General features: G+C 65.1%; 11 protein-coding genes. 9 read left to right on the forward strand and 2 right to left on the reverse strand.

Annotated features, from left to right (window positions below):
• Positions 1-118 precede the first annotated feature (118 nt).
• The 8 genes from IPI67_17485 to IPI67_17520 all read left to right on the forward strand — a co-directional run bounded on the left by IPI67_17485 (position 119) and on the right by IPI67_17520 (position 8777).
• On the forward strand, positions 119-913 hold the full coding sequence (locus tag IPI67_17485; protein MBK7581986.1) for a M15 family metallopeptidase: 795 nt from the start codon (positions 119-121) through the stop codon (positions 911-913).
• Positions 914-1018: 105 nt separating this feature from the next.
• Positions 1019-1744 (forward strand): hypothetical protein, encoded by a 726-nt coding sequence (locus tag IPI67_17490; protein MBK7581987.1) that lies wholly within the window; start codon positions 1019-1021, stop codon positions 1742-1744.
• 60 nt (positions 1745-1804) lie between these two features.
• Complete coding sequence (locus IPI67_17495) at positions 1805-2140, forward strand: hypothetical protein (protein MBK7581988.1); 336 nt, start codon at positions 1805-1807, stop codon at positions 2138-2140.
• A 245-nt stretch (positions 2141-2385) separates the two neighbouring features.
• Complete coding sequence (gene tig / locus IPI67_17500; protein ID MBK7581989.1) at positions 2386-3663, forward strand: trigger factor; 1278 nt, start codon at positions 2386-2388, stop codon at positions 3661-3663.
• Between the two features lie 15 nt (positions 3664-3678).
• Positions 3679-4335, forward strand: coding sequence for an ATP-dependent Clp endopeptidase proteolytic subunit ClpP (clpP, locus tag IPI67_17505; GenBank protein MBK7581990.1), 657 nt, complete (start codon positions 3679-3681; stop codon positions 4333-4335).
• A 154-nt stretch (positions 4336-4489) separates the two neighbouring features.
• Positions 4490-5752 carry an ATP-dependent Clp protease ATP-binding subunit ClpX gene (gene clpX / locus IPI67_17510; protein MBK7581991.1) on the forward strand — a complete coding sequence of 421 codons (1263 nt, stop codon included), beginning with the start codon at positions 4490-4492 and terminating at the stop codon, positions 5750-5752.
• Positions 5753-5839: 87 nt separating this feature from the next.
• Positions 5840-8332, forward strand: a complete 2493-nt coding sequence (gene lon / locus IPI67_17515; GenBank protein ID MBK7581992.1) for an endopeptidase La — start codon at positions 5840-5842, stop codon at positions 8330-8332.
• A gap of 61 nt (positions 8333-8393) precedes the next feature.
• Positions 8394-8777 (forward strand): hypothetical protein, encoded by a 384-nt coding sequence (locus IPI67_17520; GenBank protein MBK7581993.1) that lies wholly within the window; start codon positions 8394-8396, stop codon positions 8775-8777.
• Here IPI67_17520 and IPI67_17525 read toward each other — a convergent pair.
• Positions 8774-10855 carry a S9 family peptidase gene (locus IPI67_17525; GenBank protein ID MBK7581994.1) on the reverse strand — a complete coding sequence of 694 codons (2082 nt, stop codon included), beginning with the start codon at positions 10853-10855 and terminating at the stop codon, positions 8774-8776. The two genes, IPI67_17520 and IPI67_17525, sit on opposite strands and share 4 nt — an antisense overlap.
• 39 nt (positions 10856-10894) lie before the next feature.
• Entirely contained in the window at positions 10895-12127 is a 1233-nt protein-coding gene (locus IPI67_17530) for an MFS transporter (protein ID MBK7581995.1), read from the reverse strand.
• Between the two features lie 76 nt (positions 12128-12203).
• Between IPI67_17530 and IPI67_17535 the strand changes: the two genes are divergently transcribed.
• Positions 12204-12968, forward strand: a complete 765-nt coding sequence (locus IPI67_17535) for a hypothetical protein (protein ID MBK7581996.1) — start codon at positions 12204-12206, stop codon at positions 12966-12968.
• Positions 12969-13046: the final 78 nt, after the last annotated feature.

The following is a 13046-nucleotide window of genomic DNA, read 5'->3' on the forward strand; positions in this document are numbered from 1 at the left end:
CTTCCGTGGGGGTTCTTGATTTTTGTATTGGGTTGGAGTGACTGAGACTTGTGGCGTCGGTTCTGTCCGGTCGAGACACAAGGCATTGCGTTGCCGATAGGCTTGGGTAGCAGTGCTCATGGTCCGGCAAAAGCGACTCGCTCTATTGGCATTGCTGCTCGCGGTCGGTTGCGCTGAGCGCGCGGACGAACACCCCGCTCCGGTGACGACCAACGCGGAACCTCAAGCGTCCGCCGCGCCCGCGCCGGCGCCGAGCTCCACGCCGGTGGCGATCGTGGCGCCGCCCGAGGTTGCCGCGGTTCCTCGCTGTCGAGAGCAAGCCGCGCAGGAGTTCCTGCTGCGGAAGGGACAGATCGCGAAGATCGGTGCGACGAAGGCCGAGCAGAAGGCCATCGAGGCCGCGCGCAAACGCAGCATCGAGTACCGCACCCGAAACTACGGTCGGGTCCCGGGTTTCGGCAGCCGCAAGGACAATCCCCATCCGCCGAGCTTCTACGCAAAGCGCACCAAGCTCATGGGAGTGCCGGTAGTCCTGAACCAGAAGGTGGTGCCGGCGCTGGCTTGTGTGGAGGCGGCACTGCTCCGGGAGTGCGCCGCGTTTCCGTATCAGCCGAAACAGGTGGGGGGGCTCAGAGCCGAGAACACGTTCAAGGACTACGAGGTCTCGAATCACGTTTACGGCATCGCCCTCGACATCGATCCTCACAAGAACCCATGCTGTCATTGTGTGGGGTTCTGGGCCGAGCAGGAGATCTGTAAGAAGCGTGTCAGCTCGGCCTTCGAGCGCATGGCGATGCCGCGCTGCTGGGTGGAGGTGTTCGAGCGCTACGGTTTCCATTGGCTGGGCCACGACGAGCTCGAGGACACGATGCACTTCGACTTTCTCGGAGATCCCGAGCGCGTGATGCAGTAGCGGCGGGCGGGTCCGCGAGCGGGTTCGTGCCGGGCGGCGGAACTTTTTCCAGCAACTGCCGCCCACGGCTGCCGACAAGGTGCGCACTTCACACGGAGGATCTCAATGCGCACCGTCGTTTCAACGTCGTTTTTTGGGTTTGTGACTCTGGCCGCTGTTTGCCTCGCTGGCTGCAGCTTCGACACCGCCGGCGAGCCGACGGCCACCACCAATCAAGGTCCAGTGGGCAACTCGAGCGTCGAGCTCGCGCCCGTCGAGCCCGGCCCCGCCGCGAAAATTCCGGCCCGCCCGACCGCAACCGGCGTCGCGCCCATCGGGCTCGGCTCGTCGGCGACCGACTCGAAAGCGCTCCTCGGAACGGAGCTCAACAGTCCCGCGACGCATCCCATGACCGGCTTCTCGGGTGTCCCGACCGCCATTGGAGTCGCGGAGCTCGAGCCCGGCCCGATGGCGAACGTTCCCGGTGAGCCCGGCGCGCTCGGTCAAGCGTGCAGCAGCGATGCCGAGTGCGGCACGGGCAGCTGCGCTGACGGCGTCTGCTGCGACACCGCTTGCGACGGCGTGTGCGAGGCCTGCAACGTGCCCGGCCAGGTCGGCTTCTGTGTGGCGCACGCCGCTGGCACCGATCCGGAGCAGGAGTGCGCCGCGCCGACCTGTGTCAAAGGCGTGGAAGAGTCGTTCGCTTGTGACGGCAGTGGTGCGTGCCAGCCGCAGAGCAACTCGTGCGGCAGCTACGCCTGCGGCGATTCTGCCTGCCGGACCGAGTGCCGGAGCAATGCCGACTGCGCGTCGAACGCAGCCTGTGTGGGAGGGCGCTGCGAGAGCCAGTGAGAGCGCCGTGCGACGACCTGCGCTTGCGCGCCGCGGCTCGTGATGGCAACGGGTTGATTCGTGTTCAAGTCCCGTTGCCTCGAGTGCGCGCTTCTGGTTCTTGCCCTCGGGGCGTGTGGCACCAAGCGCCCGACGACCTACTTCTGCGTCACCGGCCCCGGGGACGAGCATCCGGTCGGCGTGTGTGCTCGTAACGAGACTACGTGTCGGTCACACATGACCTCCGCTGGCTCCACCGCCGGGCTCACGTGCGTCGCGGCGCAAGACGGGATTTACAAGCTCGAGTGGACGGGAAAGTACGGGCCCATGGAGGCCTTTCACGCGAACGCCGCGACGTGTGAGCGCGAACGGACTCGGTTCTGGAAGACTTCGGCGCCCTGCAAACCCGCGCCCTGACCGCACCGAGCCCGCCCCCCAAAACCGGCCAGCGCAGGTCCCACGCCGTGGGCGGCCGCCGCTCCGGGCCCCGCCCAGCGTCCGCCGCCCGGCCCGAGCCGCCGCCCTCGACCCGGGGCCACCGCCCAGGTTCGCGGGTTTTTCTCGCGCCAATCAGCCGCGCCCCCAGCTCCTCCGCCGAACGTTTCCGGTTCAGGTCACGACCCTTGACCCGGAAGCCCCCGCGTGGAAATTGTGCCCCCCCAATGCAGGTCCAGGTCAACAAGCTGAGCCCCGTTCTGATCGAGTTCGATGTCGAGGTCGCCGCCGACCGCGTGAGCAGCGAGATGGAGAAGGCGTACACCGCCGTCTCCAAGAGCGCCCGCATCCGCGGCTTCCGTCCCGGCAAGGCACCGCGGGGTGTGCTCAAGAACATGTTCGGCGCTCGCATCGCCGCGGACGTCGCCCAGCGTCTGGTCGACGAGACGTTCCCCGAGGCGGTGAGCGCTCAGAACGTACAGCCGGTCAGCTCGCCCGCCATCGAGCCGCAGAAGGTGGAAGAGAACAAACCCTTCACCTACAAGGCGCGCTTCGAGATCGTGCCGGCCATCGAGAGTGTCAACTACGACGCTCTCGGCGCCAAGCGTCCCAAGGTCGAGGTAAAAGAAGAACAGATCACCGAGGAGCTCGAGCGCCTGCGCCGTGAGCACTCGACCCTGGAGCCGCCGAAGAAGGAGCGCGCGGCCGCCAAGGGTGACGTCGTCACCATCGACTTCACCATCGAGGCCGATGGCAAGGCCGTGGGCGACGCTGGCGCCACGGACTTTCCGGCCGAGCTCGGCGCGGGAGTCCTGCTCGGGCCCATCGAAGAGGCCCTGCTCGGCAAGAAGCCCGGCGACACCGCCGAGGCCACGGTCGAGATGCCGGCAACTCACCCTCACCCAAAGCTCAAGGGCAAGAGCGCCGTCTTCAAGCTGACCCTCAAAGATCTGAAGGAGCGGGTGCTTCCGGAGCTGGATGACGAGTTCGCCAAGGATCTGGGGGAGCTCTCGACGCTAGCGGACTTGAAGAACGACATCTCGAAGAAGATCGAGAAGCAGCTCAAGGAGAACGCCGACAACAGCGTCGCCGAGCAGCTGGTCGTCGAGCTCGTGAAGGCGAACCCCATTCCCTTGCCGCCATCCCTGGTCGAGCGCCAGATGCAGCTGACCCAGCAGGAAATCATGTCCCAGGCCCGCCGCCAGGGTCAGAGCGTCTCCGGGCTCGGGGACGATCTGCGCCAGAAGATCCAGGCCGACAGCGAGGTCAAGGTGCGGGCCGGCCTGCTCATGGCCGAGATCGCCAAAAAAGAGAACATCAAGATCGGCGATGCCGAGATCGAGGAAGGTCTCGCCGAACTGGCCGAGCAGAGCGGGAAAAACGTGGCCAAGCTCCGGGCCGAGTACCGCGACGCGAAGAAGCGCGAGATGCTGATTGGAATGATTCTCGAGAACAAGGTACTCGACATCATCGAGGCCAAGGCCAAGATCGAAGACGAGACCTGAGAGGAAACGGACAGCATGACCCAGCGACCCGAGACCCGCCGCCAGGCGATGGAGCTCCTCGAGACCCCCATCAGCGACAACATCATCTACCCGCATGTCGTCGAAACGACGCATCGCGGCGAGCGGACCTGGGACATCTTCAGCCGCCTGCTCAAGGACCGGATCGTCTTCCTGGGCAGCCAGGTCGACGACGATGTCGCCAACATCATCATTGCCCAATTTCTCTTTCTGGAGAGCGAAGATCCGGACAAGGACATCCAGCTCTACGTGAACTCCCCGGGCGGGGTGGTGACGGCGGGTTTGGCCATCTACGACACCATGCAGTACGTCCGCTGCCCGGTGAGCACGATCTGCATCGGGCAGGCCGCCAGCATGGGCGCGCTCCTGCTCGGGGCTGGGCAGAAGGGCAAGCGATATGCCCTGCCGCACTCGCGCATCATGATCCACCAGCCCCTCGGCGGCGCTCGGGGTCAGGCCACCGACATCGAAATCCAGGCGCGTGAAATTCGGCACGCCAAGGACGTCATCACCGACATCCTGGTGCGCTCGACCGGCCGCAACCGTGAAGAAATCGCCAAGGACATCGAGCGCGATTTTTACATGGGGCCGGCACAAGCCAAGGAATACGGGATCATCGACGAGATCTTCGAGCCCAAGAAAAAGGGCGAATGAGACGAGCTCCGGGGGTGGGGTCGTCGGCGGATGGGTGCGCGCTCGGGCTCGGTGCCCGGGTTCCGCGTTTTCCGTCTGCCGTTAGCTTGCGAGGGGCAGCCTCCGGCTCTAGACTTCCTCCGCTAAAAACCGCAATTGTTCCGTAGGTTAAAAAGTGGAACGGCGCCGCGAAGACTCCAACGGTAATCTGTGCTGCTCCTTCTGTGGGAAGTCACAGAAGGAAGTAAAAAAGCTCATCGCAGGGCCGACGGTCTACATCTGCGACGAGTGCATCGCCCTCTGCAACGACATCATCGCGGAAGAGGTCGAGAAGGACGAGCCGGCGGGCGGCTCGGACCCGATGCCGAAGCCGTCGGAGATCAAGACGATCCTCGACGACTACGTGATCGGCCAGGAGCGGGCGAAGAAGGTCCTGTCGGTGGCGGTCTACAGCCACTACAAACGCATCGACTCGAAGGTTGCGACGGAGGACGTCGAGCTCAGCAAGAGCAACATCCTCCTGCTCGGGCCCACCGGCAGCGGCAAGACACTGCTGGCCCAGACGCTGGCCAAGATCCTCAAGGTGCCGTTCGCCATCGCGGACGCCACGACGCTGACCGAGGCCGGCTACGTCGGTGAGGACGTCGAGAACATCATCGTGCAGCTCTTGCAGAACGCAGACCACGACGTCGAGCGGGCGCAGCGCGGCATCGTCTACATCGACGAGATCGACAAGATCAGCCGCAAGAGCGACAACCCCTCGATCACCCGGGACGTGTCCGGCGAGGGGGTGCAGCAGGCGCTGCTCAAGATCATCGAGGGCACCATCGCCAACGTGCCGCCCAAGGGCGGGCGCAAGCATCCGCAGCAAGATTTTCTGCAGATCGACACCACCAACATCCTGTTCATCTGCGGCGGGGCCTTCGTCGGTCTCGACCAGATCGTGCAGCGGCGGTTGGGCCAGAGCCGGCTTGGTTTCGGCGCGGACGTGAAGAGCAAGAGTGACTACAAGCTCGGCGAGCTTTTGAACCAGGTGCAGCCCGAAGACCTGCTGAAGTTCGGCTTGATCCCCGAGTTCATCGGTCGCCTGCCGGTCATCGCGACGCTCCACGAGCTGAACGAAGAGGCGTTGGTCGACATCTTGACCAAACCCAAGAACAGCTTGGTCAAGCAGTTCCAGAAGCTGTTCGAGATGGACGGCGTGAAGCTGAAGTTCAGCAAGGGCTCGCTGCAAGCTGTCGCGAAGAAAGCGCTCGAACGCGAGAGCGGCGCGCGCGGACTCCGGGCGATCCTGGAAGAGGCGATGCTCGACATCATGTACGACGTGCCGACCAAGACCGGCATCAAGGAAGTGGTGCTCTCCGAAGAGGTCATCGCGAAGGGCGAATCCCCGCTCATCGTCTACGAGAAGGACCAGCGCGAAGCCGGCGTCGGCTGACGCGGTCGCCCCGGCACCTGTTTGCCGGGGCAGGTTCGACTCGCGGGCAAGCGCCCGCCCTTTCACCCGCCCGAGACGTAAAAACCCATGTTCTTCAGCAAGAGCGACGACAAGCCCTCCACCGCGCGGCGCCCGCTCCCGGCGCTGCCGCTCCGCGACATCATCGTGTTCCCCCACATGGTGAGCCAGCTGTTCGTGGGGCGCGAAAAGAGCATCGCCGCTCTGGACGACGCGATGGCCCGGGACAAGGAGATCTTCCTCGCCGCCCAGCGCAGCGCAAAAACCAACGATCCGACGCCCGAGGACGTGTTCCAGGTCGGCACCATCGGCACCATCGTGCAGCTGCTCCGCCTTGCGGACGGCACCGTGAAGGTACTGGTCGAGGGGCGCCAGCGGGCGAAGATTGCGCGCTTCGTCGACGGGCAGAACCACTTCCTGGTCGAGGTCGAGGAGCTGGCCGAAGAGGCCCAGACCGGCGTCGAGGTCGAGGCGTTGATCCGGAGTGTGCAGAGCACGTTCGAGGTCTACGTGAAGCTGAACAAGAAGGTTCAGTTCGAGGTGTTCATGCAGGTGCAGAGCATCGACGACCCGGCGAAGCTCAGCGACACCATTGCCGCCAACCTGCCGACCATCAAGCTCGCCGATCGCCAAGGTCTGCTCGAGACGCTCGACGCGAAGAAACGTCTCGAGCGCCTGTACGAGCTGATGCAGGCCGAAATCGAGATCTTGCAGGTAGAAAAGAAGATCCGCTCCCGCGTCAAGAAGCAGATGGAGAAGACGCAGAAGGAGTACTACCTGAACGAGCAGATGCAGGCCATCCAGAAGGAGCTGGGCGGCGGCGAACGCGACGAGTTCAAGACCGAGATCCAAGAGATCGAAGAGAAGCTCAAGACCAAGAAGATGAGCGACGAGGGCCTGCAGAAGGTCAAGAAGGAGCTCAAGAAGCTCAAGATGATGCACCCGACGAGCGCCGAGGCGACCGTCGTTCGCAACTACATCGACTGGATCTTGAGCCTGCCTTGGTACGAAAAGACCGAGGAGCGTTTCGACATCCTCGAGGCCGAGAAGATCCTGGACGAGGACCACTACGGCCTGAAGAAGTGCAAAGAGCGCATCATCGAGTACCTGGCGGTGCAGGCGCTCACCAAACAACTCAAGGGTCCGATCCTGTGTTTCGTCGGGCCGCCCGGCGTGGGCAAGACCAGCATCGCCAAGAGCATCGCCCGGGCGACAGGGCGTAAATTCGTCCGCCAGTCACTCGGTGGTGTGCGCGACGAAGCAGAGATCCGCGGTCACCGCCGTACGTACATCGGGGCCCTGCCGGGTAAGATCATCCAGAACCTGAAGAAGGTCGGCACGGCGAACCCGGTGTTCTTGCTCGACGAGATCGACAAGATGAGTACGGATTTTCGTGGTGATCCGGCGGCGGCGCTGCTCGAGGTGCTCGACCCGGAGCAGAACCACAACTTCAACGACCACTACCTCGATCTGGACTACGACCTGTCGCAGATCATGTTCCTGACGACGGCGAACACCCTGGGTGGGATCCCGCTGCCGCTCCAGGACCGCATGGAGATCATCCAGCTGTCGAGCTACACCGAGTTCGAGAAGCTGAACATTGCGCAGAAATACCTGGTGCCGCGCCAGAAGCACGAGTGCGGCCTCGACGAGGTCGACTTTGCTTTCAGCGAGAACGGCGTGCGCACGGTCATCCACCACTACACGAAGGAGGCCGGCGTTCGCAGCCTGGAGCGCGAGGTCGCGAGCATCTGCCGCAAGGCGGCGCTGCGGGTAGTGAAGGAAGGCAAAGAGCTCAAGATCGAGATCAAGGGCTCGGACGTGCCGAAGTACCTCGGGGTGCCGAAGTACCGCCTCGGCAAGAAGGAAGAGACCGACTCCTTGGGTTTGACCCACGGCCTCTCGGTGAGCGAGTACGGCGGCGACATCCTCGACTGCGAGGTCTCGGTGGTGCCGGGCAAGTGCAAGCTGGTAATCACCGGCCTGCTCGAGAAGGGCATGGAAGAGAGCGCCCAGGCCGCCATGAGTTACATCCGCAGCCGTGGCGGAGCGCTGAGCCTGGAGCCCGAGTTTTACCAGAAGATCGACGTGCACGTTCACTTCCCGGACTTCGTGCGCAAGGACGGGCCGAGCGCCGGTGTGACCATGGCCACCAGCATTGCCAGCGCGCTGACGCGCGTGCCGGTGAAGAGCGAAGTGGCGATGACGGGGGAGATCACCCTGCGTGGGCGGGTGATGCCGATCGGCGGCCTCAAAGAGAAGCTGCTCGCGGCTCACCGCAGCGGCATCAAGACGGTGCTGATCCCGAAGGACAACCGCAAAGACCTGCGGGAGATCCCCCGCCGTGTGCTCAAGGCCATGCGCATCGTGCTGGTCGATCACATGGACGACGTGCTGAGAGAAGCGCTGGCGATCACCGATCCGGACAAGATGTTCGGCTCGCGGCGGCTGTTCCTGGAGTACCGGAACGGCGAGCTGTGGGGCAGCGAGACGGGGCCGACCCCCGAGCCGCCGCCGGTGGCGGACAAAGACGTCCCGGGTGAGCAGCCTGGGATGAGCTGAGCGCCTGAGCCAGCTTGATGAGCATCGACACGATGCGTACGAGCATGTCCTTGCCCGTCTTGTGTCCCGCCTCATTCAGCAGTTCGAGACGGACGCAAACATCGAGCAGCGCCGCGGACTCCGTCGCCGACCCTCGCGCCGTGAGGTAGTAGCGTCGCTTGTCTGGCTTGGAGTGCTTGCCGGCACCTTCGGCAAGGTTCAGCACAATGGAGGTCGAAGCCCGAGCGAACTGATCGACCAGATGGCTCCGCCCACGCGGCAACGCCTCAATCACGCCATTCGCGAAAGCCAGGAAGTCCAGGGCCAGGTGATAAACGTCGAGCCTCTCGTGATCGAGCACCTTGGCTCACCGGTCGGCTCGGTCGCCATTGCAGTTGCCAACGTTCCGGGCACGGGCACGTTTACGGGCAGACTGAGCGTCGGAGAATATGAGGACACGCTCTAGCGCCCCGACAAGGCGTCGCGCAGCCCCTTGATGTGCTCCGCTCCCTCGGGCACCTGCAGACTCGAGCCCTTGAAGCCGGTGCCGAGCGGCTCGGCGTGTCCGCCGAGGCAGCCCGCCAGGAACACCTCGGCGATGGCATTGAAGCTCTGGCGGTTCTCGGGGCGCGCAAAGCCGTGGCCCTCATCGGGATACAGCACGTAGGTCACGGGCAGCTTCTTCGCCTTCATCGCGTTCACGATCTGATCGGCCTCGGCCTGTTTCACTCGCGGGTCGTTGGCGCCCTGCCCGATCAGGAGCGGACGCTCGATGGCGTCGACCCGCGTCAAGGGTGAACGCTCTGCCAGCAGGCGTTTGCCTTCCTCGGTGCGGATATCGCCGACCCGGGTCAGGAACTCTTCCTTGAACGACTCCCAGTAGGGGGGAATCGACTCGAACAGGGTGTTCAAGTTCGAAGGCCCCACGATGTCCACGCCGCAAGCGAAGGTCGTCGGCGTGAAGGTCAGCCCGACCAGCGTCGCGTAGCCGCCGTAGCTGCCGCCCATGATGGCGATCTGTTTTGGGGTGGTCACGCCCTGGTCGATGGCCCACTTCACCGCGTCGAGCAGATCGTCGTGCATCTTGCCCGCCCACTCGTGGGTCGAGGCGTTGACGAAGGATTTCCCGAAGCCGGTGGAGCCGCGGTAGTTCACGCTGAGCACGGCGTAGCCGCGATCCGCGAGCCACTGGTGGTACGGGTGGTAACCGAAGCGATCCCGGGACCAGGGTCCGCCGTGAACGAAGAGGACGAGGGGGCTCGGTCGAGTCGCGCGCTGAGCGTCGCCGAGGTTCGTGCCTCGGGGCAAGGTCAGGTAGCTCGGGAGCTCGAGCCCGTCACGGGCTCGGATGGCGACCGCGTGCATGCCCCGGAGCGTGAAGCGGTCGAGCTCGGGGCGTTCACTCATCAAGAGCTTGGCGCGTTTTTCATTGCGGTCCCACAGGTAGAAGCGCAGAGCAGAGGTGTCGAGGGTGTAGGCGACGACCCAGCGGGTGTCGTCCAGCGACTGGCTGACGATCGAGAAATCTCCGGCCGAAATCAGCCGCAGAGCCTCGAAATCTGCGTTCAGCGCCGTGTCGACCACCAGCCACTCCTTGCGCAGCGGCTCGGATGCGACGGCGCGGGGCGCGTGGGTCGCCGGGTGACTGAAGACCTCCACGACGTCGGCGGCCTTCGCCTCGGCGAGCACGACGGATTTCTTCGTCGTCAGGTCGATGCGCTCGAGCACACTCTTGTCGCGGCCTACGCTGGTGGTCCAGTAGAGGTTCTTGCCGGCGCTGTCGAGCCCGAGCAGGTCGGTGTTGCGGGTGTCTTCGAACGCGATGCGCTTGAATGGCTTCCACGTTTTGCCGGCGCGGACGAGCACCGCGTACCCGCCGCCCTTGGTGTTCTTCACGGTGTACCGCAGGGCCAGTTCGTCGTCGGCCAGGTAGCTGGCGTAGCCGTCGTTCTTCTCGACGAGCGTCAGCTCTCCGGTGGTGAGCTCCGCCCGGTAGACGTCGTGCCACTTCTTGTCCCGGTCGTTGATGCCGAGCAGAAGCTGGCTGGGTTTCTTGGGGCTTGCCTGGACGATTCGGGCCTGAACCCCCTTCATGGGTGTGAGATCGAGCGCCTTCGAGTCGGCCAGACTCACGCTGAAGAGGTGCCAGTTCTCGTCGCCGCCCTCGTCCTGGGCGTAGAGCACGTGGCTGTTGTCGTAGGCCCAGGCGTGCATGCGGATGCCGCGCTTCTTGTCAGCGGTCACCGGCTTGGCCTGGGTGAGGTCGCCGATGGGGGCAACCCAGACGTTCTGTACTCCGTTCACCGGCCCGAGGAACGCCAGCTGTTTGCCGTCGGGGGACAGCCGCGGCGAAGTACGCTCGGGGTTTCCGAACAACACCTCGCGCGGGATGAGTTTGGGGATCTTGCCGATGTGCGGCGCCGCTGCGGCGCTCGCGGCCGCGGGTGGGGCGGTGCTCGGCGGGGCCGGTGTCTCGGCCGGCGGCGGTGCACCGCAGCCCGCAGCGAGCCCGAAACACATGGCGAAACAAAGGCGGCGCGACATGGGCCGGACGATGCTCCGGTCGCGCGAGTCTGTCGAGGGTCAGCTTGGCTGCGCTCGGCGCCGCGGATCGACGGCGATCCAGAACAGCGCCCCCGGCACGACCCAGAGCGCGAGGCCGATCAGTGCAGGCGAGAAGCTCTGCCAGTGATCGACGCTCCTACCGACCAGCGGATTGGCGACGATGTACGAGAGTGACTGGGCTGCCGCGGTGAGCCCGCTGGCCGTGGAGACCAGCCGACCGGGGACACGGGCCAGCATGTCGCTGGACAGGATCGCAAACATGCCGCCGCCTCCGATCAGGGCCACGCCGGCGACGAGCATCGCGGTCAGCGGGGTGGGCGCAAAGGGCATGAAGACCAGGCAGAGTGACAAGACCGCCGCTCCGCCGAGCAGCGCCCGGGCGGGCGAGCCGTCTTTGACTCTGCCCGCGCGGCGGCTGGCGTAGTGGCCGAATGCGACGGAGCCGAAGTCGTACATCAGCGGCGGGATCCAGAAATAGTGGCCGACCTCGAGCTGGGTGAGGCCGTGGTGGCGCACCAGAAACTTGGCGCCCCAGTTCATCACGACTCCGATGAAGGGAGCGACGGCGAGGACCAGCAAGATGGCTCGCAGCATGGCTCGATCGGTCAAGAGCCCCTTCCAGTCGACGCGAGCGTCCGCGCTGGGGCCGGGCTCCGGCGCGCGGTCGAGGGCCGCGTGCGCCGCTCTGCCGCGGGTGAGCAGCAACCACAGCGGGACCCACGACAGACCCACCAGGGCCGTGCCCACGAAGGCCCCGCGCCAACCGAAATGGCTCATGAAGGTCGTTGCGAGCGGCGGCGCGATCATCGCGCCGAACGAGCTGCCGGTGAACAAGATCCCGAACGCGCGCGGACGTTCCTCCGCGGGCAGTCCGCGCTGGATGATCTGCGCCGCGCCGGGGAAGCTCGGCGATTCGGCGAAACCGAGTGCGATGCGCATGGCAAACAGCATCGGGTAACCCGTGACCATGCAGTGCGCCGCGCTGATCAACGACCAGAGGGTGACGGAGAAAAAGAGTCCGCGCCGGGCACCGAAGCGATCGAGCAGGCGGCCGGCGATGGGGGGGCCCACGAGGTAGGCGAAGGAGAACGCGGAGACGAGCCAGCCATAGGCCTGCTCGTCGATGTGCAGCTCCTTCGTCACAGTGGGGGCGAGCACTGCCAGCGTCTGGCGGTCCAGGTAACTCACCGCCATCGTGAAGGTTGCGGCGAGCGCGAGCGCCCACCCCCGACCGCGACTGAGCCCCGTCACCGGTCGGAGCTTGCCACGTAGGCCTCGGAATTGCGCGGCGGCCGTCGTGGGGCTAGGAACAGTCCCGGAGGCAAGGATGCGAAGGTTCTCGGTCTTGGCGGTGTTCGGCTGGGGGATGGTCTCACTCGCGGCCTGTGGCGGAAAGACCGAGGGCGGCACCGGGGGCGCGGGCGCTCAAGCGGGCAGCGGTGGCTCCGGAGCGGGCGGAAGCGGCGCGCAAGGTGGCGTCGGCGCGGGCGGCAGCGGCGCGGTTGCGGGAGGCGGCATGGGCGGCGTGGGCAACACGGGGAACGCCGGTGGCGTCGGTGCGTTCGGCGGCGCGGGTGGTATGGGTGCCGTGGCCGGCGGTGGTTTTGGTGGAACCAGTGTCGGCGGCGCGGGAGGCAGCTCGAGCTCCATCGACGCCAAGGCCCAGAAGGTGTGCGCGGTGATCAGCACGTTGCCGTGCGCGCAGCCGGACTGCAAAAAGCAGCTGAGCGAAGCGGTCGACATCGCGCAGTCGATGGGCTGTGTGGGCGAGCTAGAGAAGGTGCTCGACTGTGCGTTGAGCTATCCCCTGAACTGCCAGGGCGGAGAGCCCGGGCTCGCGCCGCCGTGCAAGAACATTTCGGAGGCGTTCCAGAACTGCATCGGCAATAACCCCGGATGTTCGGGCTGGGCCTCAAGTGACGGCTCCTGCGGTCTCTCCTGCGGATACTACGACGTGACCTGTAAACCGGTGGGTGGTGGCTACATCACGTGCACGTGTGACTCGGGACCGAACGCCGGCAAGTTCTTCAAGCTCCAGAACAACTGCAACTCACCGAGCTTCGAGGACGCTGTCTCGAACGTCTGCGGCTGAGGTTCCGTGAACGAGGTCCGCGATCGGAGAATTTACAGGAAGGGGATTTGAAGGCAGGCGGAAGCGCGGAAGTAGAAG

This window comes from Myxococcales bacterium, from assembly GCA_016706225.1.
In the GTDB taxonomy this organism is placed as follows: domain Bacteria; phylum Myxococcota_A; class Polyangia; order Polyangiales; family Polyangiaceae; genus JADJKB01.